This is a genomic window from Archangium sp. (genome assembly GCF_057119385.1).
This window is the reverse complement of sequence record NZ_DBNGVP010000125.1, coordinates 150904-172219: the sequence shown is the minus strand read 5'-3', so window position 1 is coordinate 172219 and position 21316 is coordinate 150904. Positions and strand designations below refer to the sequence as shown.

Here is a 21316-nt window from a genome sequence, read left to right as displayed (position 1 = left end):
GCCGCCCTACGGCGTGCCCTGCTCCGCCTGCTCGAGCGAGGCGGCGATGCGGCCAGCGGCACCGGCCAGCTCCACGCGGCGGATTTCGAGCGTGGCGCGGGCCTGGGCCGCGGCGCTGGCGGCGAGGAAGCGCCGCGTGTCCGCGTCCGACATCTCCAGGCTGGTGGACATGCCGGCCCGGAAGGCCGCCGCCACCTGCTTCTGCACCCGGGCGGCGAGCTGCGCCTGGGACTCGGCCTGGGCCAGCGCGGCCTCGGCGGCCTGGATGTTGGCGCGGGCCGCCACCCAGTTGGCGCGGGCCCGGGCGCGCGCCGACTCGTACTGCGCCTTCGCCTGCGCCAGCCGGGCGCGGTCCTCGTGCAGCGCCGCGTAGCGCTGCCCGCGGTCGTACAGCGGCATGGAGGCCGCGACGGACACCTCGTAGGTGGTGTTCTGCCCGGTGAAACCGGCGTTGGAGTTGTAGAGACCGCGGGCCTGGGCCACCACGCTCGGCAGCCACGAGAAGAGGTCGTACGTCACCTTGCCCTCGTTGGCCTTCACCGCCAGCGAGGCCGAGCGCACCGCGTACGTGTCCTCCCAGGGGCTCTGGTCCTCCGAGGGGGTGAGCCACTGGGGCCCCCCCGTGGCCTCGAAGGGGGCGGGCTGCACCGGCTCGCCCACCAGCGCGCCCAGGAGCGCCACCAGCTGCGCGTACTGGCCGGAGAGCTGCGCCAGCTGCACGCGGGCATGGGCCGTCTCCGACTGGGCGCGCAGCAGCGCCGCCTCCACCGTCATGCCCGCGCCGAGCTGCGCCTTCGCCTCGCCCTCGCGCTGGAGGGCCACCGACTCGGCCTCCCGCGCCGCGTCCATCATCTGCTGGATGCCCTGCAGCCCCAGGTAGGTGCGCGCCACGCCCAGCAGCACCTGCTCGCGCGCTTCCAGGGCGCCCAGCTCCGCCGCCTCCGCGCCCGCCTTCGCCGGGCCGAGCAGGAAGACGCCCGCCGGGGTGAAGAGGGGCTGGGAGATCTGCGCCGACGCGTACTGCGAGTTGCGCGCCGTGATGACGACGGGCTCCGGGACGAGCTGCGGATTGACGGGCATGAGCTGGAACACGCCGGCCACCAGCCCGACGAAGCTGCCGAGGTCGAGCTGGGCCTCGGCGCTGGCGTGGACGTACTGGGCGCCGACCGTCAGCTCGGGCTGCCAGGCCGTCCAGGCGCGGCGGACACCGGCGGCGGCCACGGCGGCCTGGGCGCGGGCGGCGGCCACGTCCGGGCTCTGCACCGAGGCCAGGGAGAGCGCCTCGCGCAGCGTCACCGTGCGCAGCGTGCCGGGAGCGGGAGCCCCCACCGTCGCGGGCCGAGCGGCGGGAGCCTGCCCCACGGCGCGCGGGGCGTCCGCGGGCGCCTGGGCGAGCGCACCGAGCGGGGAGAGGGCGGCGAGGAGGACGAGCGACAGGGGGCGCCGGGCGGACCCGGCGGCGATTCGGATGAACATGGGCAGGAGCAAGCGAAGGAGGATGGGGGGAGGGGCAGCGCCCGGACCGCTCAGGCGGCGCGCTGCTCCTGGGACTCCGGGACGGGGATGGGCAGGCCCTCGTCCTTCTTCTGGGGACGCTTGGAGAAGCCGAGGCGCTCCATGGCCGCGAACACCACCGGCACCACCAGCAGCGTGAGGAAGGTGGAGGTGATGACGCCGCCGATGACGGCGATGGCCATGGGGGCGCGGAACTCGGAGCCCACGCCCTTGCCGATGGCGGTGGGCACCATGCCGATGGCCATGGCGGCGCTCGTCATGAGGATGGGCCGCAGCCGGCGCGGACCCGCCTTCATGAGCGCCTCGTCCACCGTGGCACCCTCGCGCAGGTACTGCAGCGCGCCGTCCACCAGGAGGATGGCGTTCTTCGTCACCAGGCCCATCAGCAGGATGATGCCGATCATCGCGCCCATGGACACGTGGTAGCCGCCGAAGACGAGGCCCAGCAGCGCGCCCACGAGCGCCAGCGGCAGCGACACCATGATGGTGAAGGGGTGCTTGAAGGACTCGAACTGGCTGGCGAGCACCATGTAGATGAAGACGAAGGCCAGCAGGAACGCGGTGGCGAAGGCGTCGTTCTGCTCGGACATCATCTTGATCTGCCCGTCGTAGATGAGCGAGTAGCCCGGGGCCAGCGGCTTCTCGGCGATCTTCTTCTTGAGCTCCGCCGCCACGTCACCCAGGGCCGCGCCATTGAGCTGCGAGTAGATGGCGAGCTGGCGCTGACGGTTCTCGTGCTCGATGACGCTCGGTCCGTCGCGCAGCTCCACCTTCGCCACGTCCGTCACCGGGACGAGCCCCTTGGGCGTGCCGATCATCAGCTGCCGCACGCGCTCGGGGGTGGCGCGGTCGCGCTCGCTCAGGCGCACGCGGATGTCCGTCTCGTCCACGCCCTCGCGCAGCTTGGCGGCCACGTCACCACCGATGGCCATGCGCATCTGCAGGGCGATGGCCGCGGCGCTCACGCCCAGGTCCTTGGCGCGCGCCCGGTCCACCTCGATGGCCAGCTCCGGCTTGGGCGGGTTGTAGTCCACGCGCACGTCCGCCGTGCCCGGGATGTCCCGGAGAATCTGGGCGATGCGCTCGGACTCCTCGTGGATTCTGGCCAGCTCCGGGCCGGTGACGCGAATCATGATGGGATAGAAGTCGCCACCGAGGCCGTCGATGATGGGCAGGTCCTGCAGGTTGACGCGGGTGGCGGGCAGGGCCTCGGTGAGCAGCGTGCGCGCCTCCTCCTTGATGGCCTGGATGCCGCGCGCGCGCGACTGCTTGTTGGTGACGATGACCCGGAGGCGCGCCTTGTTCACGTCGCCGTTGTCACCCACGATGGCGTAGATGTCCGTCACCTCGGGCATGCCCTTGAGGACCTTCTCGGCCTGCGCCACGCGCGTGGCCGTCTGCTCCAGGCTGGAGGCGTCGGGCAGGATGAGCTGCACGATGAACTGCGAGCGGTCCTCGGCCGAGATGAACTCCATGCCCAGGCGGCTGGCGGCCCCGAAGGACACCACCATCACCCCCACGGTGATGCCCGTGGTGAGCCACTTGTGGTCGAGCACCCAGCGCAGGATGTTCGAGTAGACGCGCTCGCTGCCATCCAGGAAGCGGCGGATGGCGCTGGCCACCGCGTTCTCCTGGTGGTGCTCGCCCGGCTTGCGCTGCCTGGCCAGGCGCGCGGACAGCATCGGGTCCAACGTGAAGGAGATGAAGAGCGAGATGAGCACGGCCACCGAGATGGTGATGCCGAACTGCTGGAGGAACTGGCCCACCATGCCGGGCATGAAGGCCACCGGGACGAACACCGCCACCAGGGCGAACGTGGTGGCGAGCACCGCCAGACCCACGTCCTTCGTTCCGTTGGAGGCCGCGCTCACGGGGTCTTCACCCTGCTCCAGGCGGTGGGTGATGGCCTCGCGCACCACCACCGCGTCGTCGATGAGCAGACCGATGGCCAGCGACAGCGCCAGCAGCGTCATCTGGTTGAGCGAGTAGCCCAGCCCGTACATCACGAAGAACGTGCCGATCACGGAGGTGGGCAGCGCCAGCGAGGAGATGAAGGTGCCGCGCGGATCCAACAGGAACATCAGGATGATGAGCACCGCCATCGCGCCACCGAAGAGGAGCGCGACCCACACCTCGTGGGCGTTCTCGCGGATGTCCACCGACTGGTCGATGAGCAGCCGCGTCTGGAAGCCGTAACCCAGGGTGGGCACCACCTTGTCCATGGCCTTCTTCACCGCGTCGCTCACCGCCACGGTGTTGGAGCCGGGCTGCTTGATGACCTCGAGGATGACGGCGTCATTGCCGTTGAGGCGCGCCGTGGTGCGGCGCTCGGCCGCGCCGTCGGTGACGGTGGCGATCTCCTCCAGCCGCACCTGCGCGCCCGTGCGGCTCTGGGCCACCGGGAGCTGGCGCAGCTCGTCCACGCTCTTGAACTGACCCAGCGAGCGCACCGTCAGCTCGGTGGGACCCAGCTGCAACCGGCCCGCCGGCAGGTCCAGGTTCTCCTGGCCGATGCGCTGGGCGATGTCCATCGCGGACACGCCCACCGCGCGCGCCTTGTCCAGGTCCACGTCCACCTGGATTTCCCGCAGGTCACCGCCGTTGATGCGCACGTCCGCAACGCCCTCCAGCTGCGCCAGCGACGGCTTGAGCTTGTCCTCGATGATCTTGCGCACCGCGCGCGAGTCCACCTCGGCGCTCGCCGCGTAGGTGAGGACGGGAACCGCGGAGATGTCCACGCGGCCCACCACCGGTACATCCGCCTCCTGCGGCAGCTTGTAGGTGATGCCCGAGACCTTGTCGCGCACCTCCTGCACCGAGCGGTCCAGGTTGGCCGACAGCTTGAACTGGACGATGACCGTGCCCACGTTCTCGCGGCTGAAGGAGTGGATTTTATCCACGCCGCTGATGCCGGCGACGGCATCCTCGACGGGCTTGATGATCTGGGTCTCGATCTCTCCCGGGCCCGCGCCCTTGTAGAGGGTGTTGACCACCACCACGGGGATGGAGATGTCCGGGAAGAGATCGGTACCCAGCCGGGTGTACCCCATCACTCCGAGGACGATGAGGCAGAGGGACATCATGGCCGTGAAGACCGGCCGGCGAATGGAGACGTCGCTGAGGAGCATGGGGGGACGCCCTGGAATCGTGCGGTGGGGATTACTTCACGGAGACGCGCGTACCCTCGGTGAGGGACGGCGTGGGGTACTCGACGACCTTGTCCAGCGGAGCGGCGGCCTTCACCACCACCTCGCGCATGCCGCGCTCGATGACCTGGACGTCCACGCGGCGCACCTCGCCCGAGGCGCCCACCACGAAGACATGGTCACCGCCCGAGGAGGACAGCGCGGAGGCGGGCACGGCCTGCGCCTCCTGCTCCTCGCTCAGCGGGAGGAGGACGCGCGCCAGGGTGTTGGCCACGAAGCGGCCATCCTTGTTGGGCACCAGGATGTCCACCGGGATGCGGCGGGTGGCCGGGTCCGCCGAGGCGATGACAGTGCGGATGACGGCCTCGTCCGTGGAGGCGCCGCCCCCGACAACCTCGACGCGAACCTTCGTGCCCGGCTTGAGGCGGGCGCGGACGGAATCGGTCACCGTCGTCTTCAGCAGCAGGGTGCCCAGGTTCTCCACCGAGAACATCGGCACGCCCGGGCCCACGATGGCACCCACCTGCTCGGGTGCGTCCACGACGGTGCCGGTGAAGGGCGCCTTGAGGTCGTGCTTGCGCCGGCCCGCCTGCGCCTGCGCGAGCTGCGCCTTCGCGGCGAGCAGCTGCGCCTCGGCCTGCTTCGCCTGGGTGCTGGAGGTGAGGTTCTGCAGGTCGCTCACGTTGCCCTGCTCCTGCAGCTTCGCGTTGCGGCCGGCCACGTCGGCGGCCATGGCGGCGCTCACCTCGGCGGCGGCCACGGCGGCCTGGGCCTGGGCGAGCTGCGCGTCCGAAATCTCCGGGTTGAGCTGCGCGAGCACCTGGCCCTCCTGCACCGTCTGGCCCTTCTTCACGCGCACCTTGTCCAGACGGCCGCCCACCTCGAAGCCCACCTGCAGGGCCTGGGCGGGGAAGAGCGTGCCCGTCACCTCCTCGCGCAGCGCCGTCTTCACCGAGCGCGGCGAGAGCACCGTCACGGCGGGAAGCTCCGGCACGGCGGCCTTGGGGGTGGTGGCCGGAGCGGCGTCGGCCTTGCAGCCCGAGAGGGGAAGCGCGGTGGCGGCCAGGCCCACGGCGGCGAGCCCGGCGACGAGCGGCGTCCTGGAGAGTTTCACGGTCATGACCTCGAGGTGCTACGGGGACGGGAAACGGCGCGGGCCTTCGGCCTGCGCGGGGAAGTCTTCTTGGGCGCGGTGGCGGCTTTCGGAGGCAGGCTGCCCTCGCGGATGAGCCGGTGGATGGAGCGGGCCCACGCGGCCAGGTCCGGCTTCTGCTCCATCTGGCTCATCTGCTGGGCCAGCAGCACGTACGTGCCGACGATGAGCGAGCCGATGACGGTGGGGGGCACGTCCGCGCGGCTCACGCAGTCCTTCTGCAGGCGCTGGAACTCCTGCGTCACCCGAGACACCTCGCGGTCCACCATGCCCCACATGAGCGACTCGAACTCGGTGCCCTGGCTGCCGCGCATGAGCACGTGCACCACGTCGCGGTAGGCCCACATCAGCTCCAGCGTGCCCAGGTCCGACTCGGTGCTCATCCGCACCAGGAGCTCGTAGCGCTCGGAGCGCTCGGCCACGTCGCGTGCCTCCAGCGAGCCGTGCTCGGCGTGGAAGCGCTCCATCTCCTGGATGCGCCGCTCGATGAGCAGGTTCATCGCGGAGGTGAACTCGGCCACCACCTCGCCGAAGAGGGCCTCCTTGGAGGCGGCGTGCAGGTAGAAGGCGCCCTTGGAGAGGCCGCAGGCGGCGGTGATGTCCTCGATGCGCGCGCCGCGCAGACCCTTCTTCACGAACTCCGCTCGCGCGGCGGCGATGAGTGCTGCACGGGCATGTGGATCCGCGGGACGCGCCATGACGCCCGCATGACTAACCCGCCGGTCAGAAACTCCGCCAGGGGATTACTGAATCTCGGGTCAGAAACACCGACATATAAACTCATCAAAACAATCATCCCCACTAATCAATCATGAAGGAGCGTTTTCCAAGCCCCGGGTCTAGCGTGCCCGCCCATGCTGCCCGCGCTCATTGCCCGACGCATTCAGGGTTCATGCGCCCTCCTGCTACTTGGGACCGTCTGCGTTTTTCCTGGTCCGCTCAGCGCCGGGCAGCCACTCCGTGCCCCCGGTGACTGCTCCGAGGAGGAACACAAGCTGTTGAAGGAAGAGGTCGGGCGCGCCTGCAAGGCGACGAGCATGCGGTGCCACGAGTACCAAAGCTGTGCCGAGCTGCTCGCGAACCTACTGAAGTATCAGCGATGCATCAGCGCCAGGGTGGCCATCATGGACAAGTGCTTCCGAGGGGGAGACGAGAATCACCGCAGGGAAGTGGAGAACTACCGGAGCGGCGCCGCTGAGTGCTCACGGCTCATGGACCTGCAGCGCTGCCCAAAGCAGTGCCGGTGAGCCGTCATGCCAGGCTCCAGACGTGAAGCCCTCCAGCGGCGGATCGAAGCCGCCTTCGCCGACGCCCCCCATCCCGGGGATGACCGCATCGGCTATGACGCCGACGACTGGGAGAGCGCGGAGCTGGCCCACGCCTTCAAGGGGCGGCACTGGAGGGAGCTATCCCCCGCCGAGCTTCAGTACCACTCCAGCTCCTTCCTGAGCTCGGAGGGCTTCAGGTACTACCTCCCCGCCTACCTGCTGGCCGCGTTGGAGGACCACGGCAATCTGATGCCCCATACCGTCTATGGTCTGACCCTTCCCCAGGGGTCCACCCCCGAGGAGCAGCGCCTTCGCGACTGGCAGCTCGACCGGTTCGAAGGGCTCTCCCCTGAGCAGAAGCGGGCCGTCCGGGCATTCCTGGAGTACGCCAGGGACGAGGCTTCGCACTACTTCTCGCAGGGACAGGAGCCCCGTCTCGCGCTCGAGAGGTACTGGGAGCGGCAGTAGCGAGGGCTACGGTGCAGGCGCGCCGAGCCGCCCCAGGGCGGTGCACAGGGGGCACGCGGCCGGAGCGTGGGGCACGTCGCGGCGGTGCAGGTCCAGCACCGCGCGGGACACCTCGGCCAGCTCGCGGCGCACCTCGCGGCGGGCGCCCTTCACCCGGGCAATCTGCAGGTTGTCGTACGCCGTCGTCTGGTGACGCATCCACGCGATGACCGCCGCCTCGGCGCGGCGCTCGAGGGGGATGCGCTCGGTCCGCGCCACCGTGCCACTGCCCACCGGCGTCGCATGGGCCGACACCGCCACCGCCAGCTTCTTCGCCTGGGCCGTGAAGACGGGCGCGAAGGCCAGGAAACGCAGCACCGCGTTGGCGAAGTCCACCTCGTACTCGGCCTGCTCGCGCTCGCGGCGGCGCACGTCCGCCTCCCGCTTCTTCGCATAGGCCGGGGTGGCGCGCTCCGTCTCCAGGGCCGCCCGGGCGGCGGTGATGTGGGCCTCGGGCGCCCACACCCCCTGGGAGAAGATTTTGCGGCCCTTCTTCTCCACCACCGTCCAGCTGGGACCGGCGGCCTTCACCCGGCGGGTGAGTCCGGCATCACCCGGGGGCAACAGGGCCCAGCCCGGGGGGATGGAGAGGAGGGCGCCATCGGCCGCGCGCACGCGGCGCGGGTCGCTCGTGGGGGAGACGGTGAGGGAGTCGCTCATGTCGGCCGCTGGCGCCTATACCGCATGCCGAGTCAGAGGGGGAAGCGCCCCCGCGTCAACCTCTGCTAGATGGGGCATGTCGCCAGCGCTCGGTCGCGGGCGGGAGGGTCTTTCACTCATGGGCAGCGCCGGCATGTCCATTCTCAGGCTTACCTTCCTCGGCACCTCGGCCGCACAGCCGACGTTGCATCGCAACCTGTCCGGGCTCGCGGTGAAGGCGGACGCGGACCTGCTCCTCTTCGATTGTGGCGAGGGCAGCCAGCGGCAGATGGTGCGCTACGGCACCGGCTTCACCGTGGATGCCGTCTTCTTCACCCACTTCCACGCCGACCACTACCTGGGAATCATCGGCTTCCTGCGCACCCTCGGGATGATGGGGCGGGAGACTCCCGTGCAGCTCTACGGGCCTCCCCCGGCGCGGCGGCTGCTGCACCAAGCCGTGCACCTGGGCGTGGAGCAGCTGTCCTTCAGCGTGGAGTTCCACGAGCTGCGCGACGGCGACAAGGTGGAGCGGCGTGGCTACAGCGTGCAGGCCGTGGCGGTGGACCATCGCATCAACGCGCTCGGTTACGTGCTGCAGGAGGACGAGCGCCCGGGCAAGTTCAACCTGGAGAAGGCCCGGGCCATGGGGATTCCCTCGGGGCCCGTCTACGGCCAGCTCCAGCGCGGCGAGACGGTGATGCTGCCGGACGGCCGCACCATCCGTCCCGACGAGGTGGTGGGCGACGCGCGGCCCGGACGGCGCCTGGTCATCTCCGGCGACACCCGGCCGTGCCAGTCCCTGGTGCGCGCGGCGAAGGACGCGGACCTGCTCATCCACGAGTCCACCTTCTCCGACGACGAGCAGGCGCGCGCCCAGGAGACGCGGCACTCGACGGCCCGCGAGGCGGCCCAGGTGGCGCGCGAGGCCGGCGCGAAGCGGCTCATCCTCACGCACCTGTCCAGCCGCCATGACACCGACCCCTCGCGGCTGCTCACCCAGGCGCGCGAGGAGTACAAGGGGCCCGTCGAGGTCGCCTACGACGGGCTCACCGTGGAGCTGCCCCTGCGCGACTGAGCGCGGGGCCCTGCCCTGCCTGGCACCTACTTGATGGTGCTCTCGGCCTCGGCCCGCAGCGCCTTGGCCGCGTCGGGGTCGATGCGCTGCATCAGCTCCCACTCCATCTCCATGTCCCGCACCAGGTTGGTGGTGTCCGTGCCGAGGTTCTGGCGCTGGCCGCTGCGCGAGTCCACCGGGCCCGGGCCGGACTCGACGCGGTTCTGCTTGAAGATCTCCACCTTGCACATGGCCGGGCTCGGCTGCTTGCCGCGCACCAGGTAGCGCACGTAGTTGGTGCCCAGCGTCGAGGGCGCGCCCACCATGTGCCAGTCGGTGCTGATCTCGAAGGCACCCGGGGCCTCGCGCAGCGGCAGGTCCTTCTCCTTCAACAGCATCCGCACCTGCGGCCACACCTCGGCGATGGGCTTGCGGTACACGTACTGGGCCGCCTTGTCCTGGATGTAGGCCTCGCGGCGGCTGGCCGCGCATCCGGTGGCGAGCGTGGCAACGGCGAGCAGCACCAACGACAGGGACCACGGCGAGCGCATCGGCGGTGTCATTCGGTTCCTCCCCCACGGATTGAAGATGAGGAGTCGATTTGAAGCACGGCCCCTTCCCCGCGCCAAGACGACCCGGGGACAACCCGCTTCCGAGCCAACCATGCAAAGGGCCTGAAACACAGCAGCTCGCCTGGAACCCACCCGGGGAGTCGTGAAGGCCCGGCACCCGGGTACACTGCCCGCCCATGAAGGACGGGCTCCTCCGCCGTGCCATCAAACGGATCGCGCTGGTGCGCTACACCCTGGACCTGGGGTTCACCCGCCTGGTGCTGCGGGCCCGGGGAGAGCCACGCTACCGGCTCAAGGGCTCCTGCAACGGCTGCGGCCGGTGCTGCGAGACGCCCGTCATCCCCGTGAGCCGGCCCGTGTTCTTCCTGCGCTCGCTGCGCTGGCTCACGCTGACGTGGCACCGCGTCGTCAACGGCTTCGAATTCGTCGGCGACGACCGGCGCCTCAAGCTCTTCGTCTTCCGCTGCACGCACTACGATCCGGTGACGAAGCAGTGTGACTCCTACGACAGCCGGCCGGGGATGTGCCGGGACTACCCGCGCAACCTCGTCTACGAGGCGCTGCCGGAGTTCTTCCCCGAGTGCGGCTACTCGGCCTCCTACAAGAAGGGCGAGCAGATGAGGCAGGCGCTGTTGAAGGCCCACCTCCCGCCGGAGAAGTACGCGGAGCTGGTGCGCAAGCTCCACCTCGACGAGTGAACCGGGGCCGACTCACGCCGGGGGCTGCTGTCCCTCGAGGGACTCCGTCTGCCGCGGCCAGCGCGCCTCCTCCTCCGTCAGGGCCCGCCCCGCGGAGAAGTGCTCGATGAGGAGCGCCGCCACCTTCTCCGGGGCCTCCAGCGGCACGAAGTGGCCCTCCTCGGGCAGGTACTGCACCGCGGGCTTCTGCTCGAAGTACGGCTCCAGTCCCCGCGTGAGCTGCTTGCGCAGGGCCGTGTCCTGCTCGCCCCAGATGAGCAGGAAGGGCGCGCGGATGCGCGGGTAGGGCCTCGATTCGCGCAGGCGGCGCGGGTCCACGGTGCGGCGGAACGCCACGCGGTAGTAGTCGATGGCCGCGCGCGCCGCCTCGCGGCTGGAGAAGTTCGCCTCGTACTCCGCCAGCCTTCCCGGAGGCACGCGCGAGGGGTCCACCATCGCCCGCCGCAACATGCGCGGCACCAGGGCGCCGCCCCGTGCGGAGAGCAGGAGCTCGGGCAGGAGGGGCAACTGGAAGAAGAAGATGTACCAGGAGCGCACCAGCTGCGCGGGCTTCCAGATCTCCCGCGCCATCCGTTCCGGATGCGGGGCGTTGATGACGGCCAGCCGCTCCACCACCTCCGGGTGCATGGCCGCCACGTGGTAGGCGATGACCCCGCCCCAGTCATGGCCCACGAGGTACACGGGACGGTCCGGCCGCAGGTGCCTCGCCAGCTGGACGACATCTCCCGCCAGCGTGTCCAGGTCATACCCCTCCGCGGGCCGGTCCGTGCCGCCATAGCCGCGCAGGTCCGGCGCCACCGCCCGGAAGCCCGCCTCGGCCAGCCGGGGCAGCACCTCGCGCCAGCTCTCGGACAGCTCGGGAAAACCGTGCAGCAGGAGCACCAGCGGACCCTCGGCGGGGCCCGCCTCCAACACCTGCATGCGCAGACCCGGCAACGAAACGGAGCGAGGGGTGATGGGATTCATGGGGCACAGAGCTAGGGTCGTCCCCTATCGTGAGGAAGCGGCCTCGGGGCGGGACGTCAGGCGCCGTACAGGAATGCAGCACTCCCCCTCCCCCACCGCCGTGCCGTGGACATCTTGGAGCCGCCCGATGATTCCCCTCAGCGACGACAACCCCACACTCCGCAGGCCGGTGGTCACCTACCTGCTGCTCGCGGTCATCGGCTTCACCTGGTTCTACGTCCAGGGGGCCGGCTTGAACTTCGTGGCCCTGGTCGCCAGCGTGTGCAACCTCGGGCTCGTCCCGGGGGAGCTCACCCACCAGGCGCCGGTGGGACTCGCGGTGCCGCTCGGCCAGGGGCTGTCATGCGTGGTGGACAACGCGCCCATCAACCGCTTCACCCCCCTCACCTCCATGTTCCTCCACGGGAGCTGGGGCCACCTGCTGGGCAACTGCCTCTTCTTCTGGGTGTTCGGCAACAACGTCGAGGACAGCATGGGCCGGCTGCGCTTCCTCGTCTTCTACGTGGTCTGCGGCCTGGCGGCGGCGGCGGCGCAGGTGCTGGTGGACCCCGCCTCGCCCGTGCCCGTGGTGGGGGCCTCGGGCGCCATCTCCGGCATCATGGGCGCCTACCTCATCCTCTACCCGCGCGTGCGGGTGAACATGCTCTTCTTCTTCTTCGTCATCCCCCTGCCCGCCTGGGTGGTGCTGCTGTGGTGGTTCGGCGTGCAGGTCCTCACCGGACTGCCCCAGCTCAACCAGCTCCAGGCCGAGGGCGGGGTCGCCGTGTGGGCCCACGTGGGTGGCTTCCTCGCGGGGGTGGTGCTGGTGAAGTTCTTCGAGAACCATGCGCTCACCCACCAGCGCACCCGGTGGAGGCATCGGCTGCATCCGGACCATCCGTGAAGCAAGGAGGCGTCGCGGGGAGCAGCGGCGTCGGGAAGAGCGGCGCCAGGACGTCGGTTCGCGTGCGCGTCAGGGGCACGCGGTTTGCTCAGTAACTCAGTAGGGCTTCGAACCGCGGCCCGGGGGACTCGCCTCCCTCGGACACCGCTCGTGAGGGTGTGGCACCATGCGTTGGGGGAGGCAGTTCCGGTCTTGCATTCCGCGGCACCCGGCACTCGCGCTGGGGCTGCTGGCCCTGTTGCTGGTGGACTCGCCGCGAGGCGCGTCCGCGCAGTCCGAGACGGATCCATTGACGCTCAACGGACCTCAGGCCCTCACGTTGCGGGTGCCGCCCCTCGAGACGGTGAACGAGGAGGAGGTGCTGCGCGTCACCGTCCAGGTGGAAGGCGCCCAGGGTCCCACCCGCGTCTTCGTGGACGGGCTGCCGCCGGGAGCGCAGTGGGACGAGGCCGCTCGCACGCTCACCTTCCAGCCGGACTTCATCCAGGGCGGGTGGCGCCATGAGGTGAGGTTCACCGCCCAGGACAGCCGGGCCACGGCGCACACGCAGATGACCATCGCCGTGCGCGACACCGTGCGCCCGCCCGAGCCGCGCATCCTCGAGCGCGAGGAGCTGCACGGCACGCTGCGCCTGACGCTGGAGCAGCCCACGGACGCGTGGCTGGACAGCCCCGGGTACGCCGGGCGCACCTTCCCCGCGGTGGTGTCGGTGCCGCTGGCGGCCTCGGCCGGCTACCCCATGCCGGTGACGGTGCGCCTGCACGGCGTGGGCAACTGGCCTCCGCGGACGCAGGTGTCCCCGGACCGCTTCGTCATCGAGCCGAGCGACCCGAACCTCACGTACTGGTGGGGCTACTCCGAGAGCCTGCCGCGCAGCCAGACGCTGGCGGGCGCCGTGCCGCCGTACACCGCGCGCCGGGTGCTGGCGTTGCTGGAGTGGGTGCTGCGCAGCTACCCGGGCGCGGACCCCGAGCGCGTCTTCGTGGAGGGCGACTCCATGGGCGGTGCGGGTGCGCTGGCGCTCGGCCTGCTGGATTCGCGGCACTTCGCGGGGGTGTTCGCCAAACACGCGCAGCCGGTGGCGCGGGCCCACCGGCCCTGGCGGCTGGCGCAGCTCTCCTCGCTGTGGGGCATGCCCGAGGAGGAGGTACCGGGCGCGGATGGCCTCGGCGTCTGGAGCCGTCTGGATTTGACGCGCGCCCTGCGGGACGAGCCCGGCGCCCGCTCGCAGTTCCTCTTCCTGGAGCACGGCAAGGACGATCCCATCATCCACTTCGGCTCCGTGGTGGGGCCCAGCAGCCTCACCGGTGCGTCCTTCTACGGGATGCTCCAGTCCCAGCACATCGGCCACGTCGCCGTCTGGGACGAGGGCGGACACGTGGAGACGGACCCGTGGCTGGGCCCGCGCTGGTGGGACCGCGGCTGGAACCCGCGCGCGGATGCGCAGACGCTGCTGCGGCGTGACCTGGCCTTCCCGGCCTTCAGCCACTCCACGTGGGATGGAAACCCGGGCACCGGCGGCAACGGCCGCCAGCCCTGGCGCAACGACTCCGGCTACGCGGGAGACCCGAAGGTGGCCGGCGACACGGGCTGGGATGGAGACGTGGCGGGCATGCTCAACCGCTCGCTGCGCTGGGACACCCGCCAGCTCGTGGACACGCACGGGCGCTTCGTGATGCCGCTGCGTGCCGTCATTGGCCCGGGCGTCACCGACTCGCCCGTGGTGGACGTGACGCCCCGGCGCATGCAGCGCTTCCGGTGTCTGCCCGGCGAGCGCATCCGCTGGACCTTCGGCACCGCCAGCGGCACCGTCACCGCCGCCTCGGACGGATCCGTCACCGTGCCCCGCCTGCGCCTGGGCGCGGACTGGACGCAGCTGGTGCTCGAGCGCACCTGAGCGGCTTCATCTCGGCTCCAGCACGCCACGGGCCCCACCCCGCAAGAACACCCCTGCCCCAGCCGGCTTGACTACAACCGTAGTCACCGCTACCTTGCTTCGTGACGACACTTGTAGTCACGCAGGTGAGGGGCATGAAGAAGCCAGTGGGAGACCAGGAGCTGGTGGTGCTGCGCTGGGTGGCGGAGCACGGACCCGTGACCGTGGGCGAGGTGGCGGAGAAGTTCGGCGAGCCGCAGGGGCTGGCGCGCTCCACCGTCCTCACGGTGATGGAGCGGCTGCGCACCAAGGGGCACCTCACCCGGCACAAGGTGGAGGGCGTCTACCAGTACAGCTCGAGCGTGCCGCTGGCGGAGCTGCTGCGGGGCGTGGTGGGGGACTTCGTGAAGAAGTCGCTTGCGGGCTCGCTGTCGCCCTTCGCCACGTGGCTGTCCCAGGCCGACGAGGTGAGTGACGAGGAGCTGCGGCAATTGGAGGAGGCCGTCGCCCGTCTCAAGTCGAAGAAGGAGGGGGAGGAATGAGCGCCGTGGACATGCACGCGGTGATGGAGCACGGGCTGGGAGTGCTGCGCACGCTGTGGCAGGTGACGTGGCAGGGAGCGCTCTGCGCGCTGGCCGTGTGGGCGCTCACGCGGCTGCTGCCGAGGCTGCCCGCGTCCGTGCGCACCATGCTGTGGTGGTTCGTGGCCCTCAAGTGCCTGGTGGGCCTGGGCGCGCCCGGCCCGGTGCGCCTGCCCCTGCTGCCCGCCCCCGAGGCGCCCGTGGCCGTCGTGCGCACGGTGGCCCCCGCCATGCCCATCGTGGGCGAAACCACCCCGGAGGTGCATGCCCTGGAGATGCGCGCCCCGAAGCCCCCGGAGACGCACACGGACTGGCGGCCCCTGTTGCTGGGCGCGTTGTGTGTATGGCTCGGAGGCATCGCCTGGCAGGGCCGCGAGCTGCTCCGGGGGCTCGTGCAGCTGCGCCGCATCCGGCGCGAGGCCCGGCCCCTGGAGGACGCCTCGCTGCAGCAGGCGGCGGAGGTGCTCGGGCGCGAGCTGGGCCTCACGCGCGTCCCCCCACTGCTCGTCTCCGAGCATGCGCCGAGCCCGCTCGCGCTCGGCCTGCTGCGCCCCGAGATCATCCTCCCGCGCCGCGCGCTGGAGACCCTGTCCCCGCTGGAGCAGCGCATGGCGCTGGCGCACGAGCTCGCCCACGTGCGGCGCGGAGACCTGTGGCTCGGCTGGGTGCCGGCGCTCGCGCAGGTGGCGCTCTTCTTCCACCCGCTCGTGCGGCGCGCGTGCCGCGAGTACGCGCTCGCCCGTGAGGAAGCCTGTGATGCCGCCGCGCTCCAGGCCACCGGGGCCGGGCCCCGTGAGTACGGACGTCTTCTCCTCGTCTTTGGTGTCGCCCGCGCTCCGGCTGCCGCGGCGGTGCCTGGTGCCTCGTCACACCTCGCAGCCCTGAAACGGAGGATCGCCATGCTGGAACACGCTGGGACCGATTCGAAGCACCGCGCTCGTTGGGTTCGCTGGACCCTGGGAGGCCTCGCCCTGGTGGCACTCGTGCCCTTCCAGGTGGTGGCCCGCGAGACGCCCACCGCCACGCCCCTGCTCGCCGTCGCGGCGCCTCCGGTCCCGCCGAAGCCGCCCGTGCCCCCGAGCGCGCCCATCATCGTGGACAACGAGGACGAGGACGACATGTTCGCCTATGTCCTCCTGCGCCCGAACAACGACGCGTCGATGGCCGGCTCGCGGCGGGACGTGAGAAGGGCGCGCGCCCTCGTGGGCAACGGGCCCCTGCCCGTCCTCTACCTGCGCCGGGATGAGCAGGAGTACCTCATCCGCGACGCGGCCACGCTGAAGGCCTTCGAGAGCACCTTCGCTCCCGTGGAGGAGATCGGCAAGAAGCAGAGCGCGATGGGCGAGAAGATGTCCGAGCTGGGCGAGAAGATGGGCGAGCTCGGCGGCAGGCAGGGCGACGCCGGCGGGAAGATGGGCGAGCTCGGCGAAAAGATGGGAGCGCTCGGCGGCAAGCAGGGCGAAATCGGCGCGAAGATGGGGGAACTCACCCTGAAGCAGGCGGAGCTCTCCCGCGCGCAGGACCGTTACGAGCAGGAGCACGGCAAGGAGTCCCCGGAGCTCGCGAAGCAGATGGAGCAACTGGAGCGCGAGGAGGAGGCCCTCGACAAGCAGATGGACGAGATTGGCGAGCAGATGGACGCGCTCGGCCGCGAGATGGAGAAGGCCAGCGAGCCGATGGATGAGATTGGCCGCGAGATGGAGAAGCTGAGCGCGCCCATGGAGGAGTACGGCCGGCAGATGGACGCGCTCGGCGAGCAGATGGAGAAGGCCCACCTGGAGGCCATGCAGAAGGCGCGCACCCTGCTCGATGACGCGGTGCGGAAGGGCACCGCCGAGCCCGTGAAGCGCTGAGCGGTTCGCCAGGAATTCCTGCCCATTGATTCACATTTCAAACGCTGGCATGAATTCCCACACGTACGCGTAATCCGCTTCTTCTCGCGGCTCAAACCGCGGAAGAACTCTACAAACCCCTTGAAAGACAATCGACAGCCCCCTCACAATACGTAGCGTTTTCACACTCCAGGTGAAAACACACACAGGGGGCTCGATGTATGAAAGAAACGCACGGTTCCTGACCGTGCTCGTGGGTGTTTGTCTGACTTCTTGCGGTGTCTCCGAACAGGAAGGGATGAAAGAGATTGAGCCAGATGCGAAGCCATCCGTGCTCTCTCCTCCGGGCGGAAGCCCCTGGCAAGACAGGCTCAATCCTCCGCAACCCTGGGAAACGGCCATCCCAGAGGGGGGAGTGCAGAGCCTGCTGCCCACGCAACAGGGACTCGCCCCCGCCGGGGAATGGGCCGGCGGGGATGTGATGGGACTGGCCTCCGCCACCGCGGGCGGGGGCAGCGTCGACCTGAGACCCAACGTCCTCCGGGGAAAGGCCCGGCTGACGAACACGAACCCCGACATCCTGAAGCTGCTGGCCGCGGACCCGTGGCACTTCAATGGCTACGCGAGTGCCTCCAGCACCGTTCCCGGGGGCTACAGCGCCAGCACCTACAATGTCACCTACACCAGCCCCACCGAGCTGACCTTCGAGATGCTGGTGGAGGCCGCGGCGGGAGGTGAGGACGGCGTCGTCTACAACGTCTCGGCCTACCGGGGGCTCTGGCACTACCAATTCCCGACCACCACGGGTGCACGAGTCAAGCCCCGCAACGTGCAGCCGGGACCCACGGACGTGGAGCTCACGGGCTGTATGGGCGCCGTGCAGTTCCAGCTCGGCACGGACGAGACCTGCGCGACGAGCCCGGACTGGGCGAAGAGTGTCTTCCTCAACTACTACTACAACTTCACGCATGAGGGACGCATCACCATCCTCGTGCCGCCGGGCTCGAGCGGCTCGGCGAACCTCTACTACACCGTCAACACCACCGGCGGACCGGTGCAGACGTGGGTGCCGGTCTCCTGGAGCAACGTCAAGTGTGACGAGGTCGTCCGCGTCTGCAAGGTGCCCCACGTTCCCGAACCGCCGCCCCCGCCGCCTCCGCCTGTCTACGGCAACATCACCGGGCCCTTCGAGATCTCTGGCGAGCCCTTCACCTACAACCGCTACCTCTACGCCTATGGGCCCTCCTCCTATGGCCATTCCTTCTCCGGTCTGGACGTGACGGCGCCGCTCGGCGACCCCTCCAAGTGGTGGAAGATGTCCAACATGCTCGAGGGCAGCTACACCATGTACGCGTATAGCTACCTGCGAAAGGGACGCGACTTCACCATCGTCCACATGCCCTATCTCGCCTCCTGGAACCCGGCAGGCGGCGTCAAAGTGGTGGGCAATCAGACGACTCCGTTGACGCGGGTCATCGATGGGGAGACCCGCCATGCCTTCGCCATGCGACCGGCCTATTTCTATGGCTCGGTGCGCCTGGCGGACCCCTACGTGCCACTCCATCCCGGCTCCACCAGCACGCTGCAGACGCTCTACTTCGAGGGCAACTACGACAGCAACGGGGATGGCATCCCGAACGACACCTGGGTGGACGAGTCGCGCATGTACGCGTCCGCGGGCAGTGGCTATTCGATGAGCGGCTTCCCGGGCTCGTTCCTGCCGAGCACCGGCGAGTTCGCCTCCAACTACGAGCAGGTGCTGCCCAACCCGTATGACATTCCCCATTCGTGGACCCAGAGCTCGATGCGGCTGCGCTTCTGGTCCGAGGGAGCCTCCTTCTCCACCCGGCCCGGCCTGTATGACGCCAACCGGTTCCGCAGCGGCGCGCTCGAGCTGGCGCCCAACGTGACCCGCACGAGGCTGATGGCCCCGGAGGACCGATTCCGCATCGACCACGAGTACTGCTTCAACGAGGTGCAGCTCTTCTACCGGACGGACCTGGGACGCTTCTACAACCCCACGGCCTCCGTGTCGGGCTCCTTCACCGGCACCGACTGGCAGGGCAGGAACACCTCCTACTCGGCCAGCGGCGCCTTCTACGGCGACCCATACATCAATGGCTACGGCTCGCCCCAGAGCTACGCGAAGACCACGGGCCTGCTGTCCATGACGCTCCCGCAGGGCACCTTCACGGTGAGCCCGAGCGCCCAGATGGTGAACGCCGCGGGCGAGGTGAACACCGCCAACTTCGCTCCCATCGGCGTGACCCTGGGATGCGGGCAGCGGCTGAAGCTCGTTCCTCCGCTGTCGGTGATCATCAACCCCATCAACCGCTGCTCCTCGGGGAACAAGACGCCCGTCACCGGCGTGGTGAAGAGCGCCCCGGCCGAGGTGGATCGCATCTGGTATCAGATCAACGACGGGCCCCAGGTGGAGCTGTGCACCAACTGCGGCAAGGACCCGGCCTTCTCCTTCAACGCGGCGCTGCAGTCCTGCGAGAACACGGTGAAGGTGTTCGCCTACAGCGCGGGTCTGCCGGAGCCGGCCACGGGCTCGCAGCAGGTGGTGTGGGATGACCCGGTGGACGGCCCGAGCTGCCCGGGCACCTACTGCCTCAACCGCCCGCCGGTGGCGCGCTGCAAGAGCGTCACGGTGGCCGCCGACGAGGAGTGCACGGGCGGATGCGGCTCGGTGAACGACGGCTCGTACGACCCGGACACGGGGGACAGCATCACCTGCACGCAGACGCCGGACTGCCCGTTCGGCATGGGCACGAAGCGGGTGACGCTCACCTGTACGGACAAGGCGGGCAACGCCTCCTCCTGCGAGGCCACCGTCACGGTGAAGGACATGGTGGCGCCCACCATCACCTGCCCGGACGAGCAGGTGCTCGCGTGCACCGCGGGCGGCGCGAAGGGCAGCTTCACGCCCACGGCCAGCGACCAGTGCGGACGTGTCACCACCGCGTGCTCGCCGGCCTCCGGCACCACGTTCCCCGTGGGCAGGACGGCCACGGTGTGCACCGCCTTCGACGAGGCGGGCAACCGGGCCAGCTGCACCTTCGGCGTCACGGTGCGCGACGAGGTGCCTCCCGAGGTGACGTGCCCCGAGCCCTCCACCTTCGAGTGCGATGCCAGCAACCCGGCGGGTGCGCCCACGGCCACCGCCACGGATGTCTGCCAGCTCAAGAGCGTGACGCCCTCGGCCACGTCCTTCCCGCTGGGCACCTCGACCGTCACCTACACGGCCACGGACATGGCGGGCCTCCAGGCCACCTGCTCCACCACCGTCACCGTGACGGACACCCGGCCTCCCCTGCTGACGCTCCGCGGCGGTGACTCCGTCTCCCTCGTGTGCGGCATGGACACCTATACCGACCCGGGCGCCACCGCCACGGACGTGTGCGCCGGGGACCTGAGCTCCCAGGTGACCGTGTCCGGCAGCGTGAACCCGAACATCCCGGGCAGCTACACCCTCGCCTACTCGGTGAAGGACGCGGCGGGCCTGGAAGCCACGGCCACGCGCGTGGTGGAAGTGGTGAAGGGCCCCACCAACTGCTGCAGGCCCAACTCGGGCCACTTCCTGCCCACCGGAGGCACCAACACCCTGCACCTGCAGCACACGTCCACCGTGCTGGCGGACGGCCGGGTGCTGACGCTCGGCGGCTGGAACTGGGCACCCTCGGCGGAGCTGTACTCGCCGGCCACGGGCACCTGGACTCCCACGGGCAGCCCCCACACCAACCACCGCCTCCACACGGCCACCCTGCTGGCGGATGGCTCCGTGCTGGTGGCGGGCGGTGACGGGGCCAGCGCGAGCACCTCGGCGGAGCTGTACAACCCGGCCACGGGCACCTGGAGCGCCACGGGCAACATGGTGACGTACCGCCGCGAGCACCAGGCGGTGGCACTGGCGGACGGCCGCGTGCTGGTGATGGGCGGCACCACCTCCTCCGGCACGCTGCTCGCCTCGGCCGAGGTGTACGACCCGTTCACCGGCGCGTGGAGCGCCACGGGCAGCATGGCCACGGCGCGCCGGGCCTTCACCGCCACCCTGCTGCGGGATGGCCGGGTGCTGGTGGCCGGTGGCCTCACCGACGACGGCGACGAGTGCACGGGCACCAACTGCCTGGTGGGCGCGGAGCTGTATGACCCGGCCACGGGCACCTGGACGAGCGCTGGCACCCTGAACCTGGCGCGTGGCTTCCACGCGGCCGCGCTGTTGGCCAACGGCAAGGTGCTGGTGTCCGGTGGCGGCAAGGACGGCGCGCAGAGCAACGCCGCCGAGCTGTACGACCCGGCCACGGGCGCGTGGATGAGCACCGGCGAGATGCTCTCTCCCCGGCGGCGCCACTCGCTGACGCCGCTGCCCAACGGGCTGGTGCTGGCGGTGGGCGGCTACGACGCCTCCACGGGCATCCACGCCTCCGCGGAGCTGTACAACCCGCTGACGGGCACCTGGTGCACCACGGGCACCATGGGCCAGAACCGCTACGAGCACACGGCCTCGCTGCTGCCGGGAGGCAAGGTGCTCATCACCGCGGGCTTCAGCACCTCCAGCCAGTACACGTCCGAGGTGTACAGCTTCGGCGGTTGGTGACGTGGAAGGCTGAAGGGCCTCGA

At 70.1% G+C, this 21316-nt stretch carries 16 protein-coding genes; 9 read left to right on the top strand and 7 right to left on the bottom strand.

Annotated features, from left to right (window positions below):
- Nucleotides 1-6: 6 nt before the first annotated feature.
- From AC16DP_RS31080 to AC16DP_RS31065, 4 genes are read right to left on the bottom strand one after another with little or no spacing between them, the layout of a single operon-like run.
- The gene (locus AC16DP_RS31080) at nt 7-1476 is read right to left on the bottom strand and encodes a TolC family protein (RefSeq protein WP_329729678.1); all 1470 of its coding nucleotides are present in this window, start codon (nt 1474-1476) and stop codon (nt 7-9) included.
- Nucleotides 1477-1526: 50 nt separating this feature from the next.
- Nucleotides 1527-4643: an efflux RND transporter permease subunit gene (locus AC16DP_RS31075; protein WP_329729679.1), complete on the bottom strand. Its 3117-nt coding sequence runs from the start codon at nt 4641-4643 to the stop codon at nt 1527-1529.
- 31 nt (nt 4644-4674) lie between these two features.
- Nucleotides 4675-5781 carry an efflux RND transporter periplasmic adaptor subunit gene (locus AC16DP_RS31070; RefSeq protein ID WP_329729680.1) on the bottom strand — a complete coding sequence of 369 codons (1107 nt, stop codon included), beginning with the start codon at nt 5779-5781 and terminating at the stop codon, nt 4675-4677.
- Nucleotides 5778-6512 (bottom strand): TetR/AcrR family transcriptional regulator, encoded by a 735-nt coding sequence (locus AC16DP_RS31065; protein ID WP_329729681.1) that lies wholly within the window; start codon nt 6510-6512, stop codon nt 5778-5780. Before AC16DP_RS31065 ends, AC16DP_RS31070 begins: the two co-directional genes overlap by 4 nt.
- Nucleotides 6513-6668: 156 nt before the next feature.
- Between AC16DP_RS31065 and AC16DP_RS31060 the strand changes: the two genes are divergently transcribed.
- Both AC16DP_RS31060 and AC16DP_RS31055 read left to right on the top strand, forming a co-directional pair.
- Nucleotides 6669-7061, top strand: coding sequence for a hypothetical protein (locus AC16DP_RS31060; RefSeq protein WP_329729682.1), 393 nt, complete (start codon nt 6669-6671; stop codon nt 7059-7061).
- A 6-nt stretch (nt 7062-7067) separates the two neighbouring features.
- Nucleotides 7068-7550 carry a DUF6714 family protein gene (locus AC16DP_RS31055; RefSeq protein WP_329729683.1) on the top strand — a complete coding sequence of 161 codons (483 nt, stop codon included), beginning with the start codon at nt 7068-7070 and terminating at the stop codon, nt 7548-7550.
- Between the two features lie 6 nt (nt 7551-7556).
- Here the strand turns inward: AC16DP_RS31055 and AC16DP_RS31050 are convergent, their stop codons facing one another.
- Complete coding sequence (locus tag AC16DP_RS31050; RefSeq protein WP_329729684.1) at nt 7557-8249, bottom strand: DUF2293 domain-containing protein; 693 nt, start codon at nt 8247-8249, stop codon at nt 7557-7559.
- A gap of 133 nt (nt 8250-8382) precedes the next feature.
- Here AC16DP_RS31050 and rnz point away from each other — a divergent pair, with 133 nt between their 5' ends.
- Nucleotides 8383-9306, top strand: a complete 924-nt coding sequence (rnz, locus tag AC16DP_RS31045) for a ribonuclease Z (protein WP_329729685.1) — start codon at nt 8383-8385, stop codon at nt 9304-9306.
- Nucleotides 9307-9332: 26 nt separating this feature from the next.
- On the opposite strand, the gene AC16DP_RS31040 is transcribed toward rnz, so the two are convergent.
- Complete coding sequence (locus tag AC16DP_RS31040) at nt 9333-9848, bottom strand: hypothetical protein (protein WP_329729686.1); 516 nt, start codon at nt 9846-9848, stop codon at nt 9333-9335.
- Between the two features lie 185 nt (nt 9849-10033).
- On the opposite strand from AC16DP_RS31040, the gene AC16DP_RS31035 reads away from it, so the two are divergent.
- Nucleotides 10034-10555: a YkgJ family cysteine cluster protein gene (locus AC16DP_RS31035; RefSeq protein WP_329729687.1), complete on the top strand. Its 522-nt coding sequence runs from the start codon at nt 10034-10036 to the stop codon at nt 10553-10555.
- Between the two features lie 12 nt (nt 10556-10567).
- Here AC16DP_RS31035 and AC16DP_RS31030 read toward each other — a convergent pair whose 3' ends face one another.
- Nucleotides 10568-11521 (bottom strand): alpha/beta fold hydrolase, encoded by a 954-nt coding sequence (locus tag AC16DP_RS31030; protein WP_329729688.1) that lies wholly within the window; start codon nt 11519-11521, stop codon nt 10568-10570.
- A 127-nt stretch (nt 11522-11648) separates the two neighbouring features.
- On the opposite strand from AC16DP_RS31030, the gene AC16DP_RS31025 reads away from it, so the two are divergent.
- The 5 genes from AC16DP_RS31025 to AC16DP_RS31005 all read left to right on the top strand — a co-directional run bounded on the left by AC16DP_RS31025 (nt 11649) and on the right by AC16DP_RS31005 (nt 21293).
- Nucleotides 11649-12404, top strand: coding sequence for a rhomboid family intramembrane serine protease (locus tag AC16DP_RS31025; protein WP_329729689.1), 756 nt, complete (start codon nt 11649-11651; stop codon nt 12402-12404).
- Nucleotides 12405-12570: 166 nt separating this feature from the next.
- Complete coding sequence (locus tag AC16DP_RS31020; RefSeq protein ID WP_329729690.1) at nt 12571-14301, top strand: hypothetical protein; 1731 nt, start codon at nt 12571-12573, stop codon at nt 14299-14301.
- A 134-nt stretch (nt 14302-14435) separates the two neighbouring features.
- Nucleotides 14436-14822 carry a BlaI/MecI/CopY family transcriptional regulator gene (locus AC16DP_RS31015; RefSeq protein WP_329729691.1) on the top strand — a complete coding sequence of 129 codons (387 nt, stop codon included), beginning with the start codon at nt 14436-14438 and terminating at the stop codon, nt 14820-14822.
- Nucleotides 14819-16714, top strand: coding sequence for a M56 family metallopeptidase (locus AC16DP_RS31010; RefSeq protein WP_329729692.1), 1896 nt, complete (start codon nt 14819-14821; stop codon nt 16712-16714). Before AC16DP_RS31015 ends, AC16DP_RS31010 begins: the two co-directional genes overlap by 4 nt.
- Before the next feature lie 394 nt (nt 16715-17108).
- The gene (locus AC16DP_RS31005) at nt 17109-21293 is read left to right on the top strand and encodes an HYR domain-containing protein (RefSeq protein WP_329729693.1); all 4185 of its coding nucleotides are present in this window, start codon (nt 17109-17111) and stop codon (nt 21291-21293) included.
- Nucleotides 21294-21316 lie beyond the last annotated feature (23 nt).

Coding starts and splice junctions, on each gene's coding strand:
- AC16DP_RS31080 (WP_329729678.1), bottom strand. CDS start 1,476: ATGTTCATCCGAATCGCCGCCGGGTCCGCCCGGCGCCCCCTGTCGCTC.
- AC16DP_RS31075 (WP_329729679.1), bottom strand. CDS start 4,643: ATGCTCCTCAGCGACGTCTCCATTCGCCGGCCGGTCTTCACGGCCATG.
- AC16DP_RS31070 (WP_329729680.1), bottom strand. CDS start 5,781: ATGACCGTGAAACTCTCCAGGACGCCGCTCGTCGCCGGGCTCGCCGCC.
- AC16DP_RS31065 (WP_329729681.1), bottom strand. CDS start 6,512: ATGGCGCGTCCCGCGGATCCACATGCCCGTGCAGCACTCATCGCCGCC.
- AC16DP_RS31060 (WP_329729682.1), top strand. CDS start 6,669: ATGCTGCCCGCGCTCATTGCCCGACGCATTCAGGGTTCATGCGCCCTC.
- AC16DP_RS31055 (WP_329729683.1), top strand. CDS start 7,068: ATGCCAGGCTCCAGACGTGAAGCCCTCCAGCGGCGGATCGAAGCCGCC.
- AC16DP_RS31050 (WP_329729684.1), bottom strand. CDS start 8,249: ATGAGCGACTCCCTCACCGTCTCCCCCACGAGCGACCCGCGCCGCGTG.
- rnz (WP_329729685.1), top strand. CDS start 8,383: ATGTCCATTCTCAGGCTTACCTTCCTCGGCACCTCGGCCGCACAGCCG.
- AC16DP_RS31040 (WP_329729686.1), bottom strand. CDS start 9,848: ATGACACCGCCGATGCGCTCGCCGTGGTCCCTGTCGTTGGTGCTGCTC.
- AC16DP_RS31035 (WP_329729687.1), top strand. CDS start 10,034: ATGAAGGACGGGCTCCTCCGCCGTGCCATCAAACGGATCGCGCTGGTG.
- AC16DP_RS31030 (WP_329729688.1), bottom strand. CDS start 11,521: ATGAATCCCATCACCCCTCGCTCCGTTTCGTTGCCGGGTCTGCGCATG.
- AC16DP_RS31025 (WP_329729689.1), top strand. CDS start 11,649: ATGATTCCCCTCAGCGACGACAACCCCACACTCCGCAGGCCGGTGGTC.
- AC16DP_RS31020 (WP_329729690.1), top strand. CDS start 12,571: ATGCGTTGGGGGAGGCAGTTCCGGTCTTGCATTCCGCGGCACCCGGCA.
- AC16DP_RS31015 (WP_329729691.1), top strand. CDS start 14,436: ATGAAGAAGCCAGTGGGAGACCAGGAGCTGGTGGTGCTGCGCTGGGTG.
- AC16DP_RS31010 (WP_329729692.1), top strand. CDS start 14,819: ATGAGCGCCGTGGACATGCACGCGGTGATGGAGCACGGGCTGGGAGTG.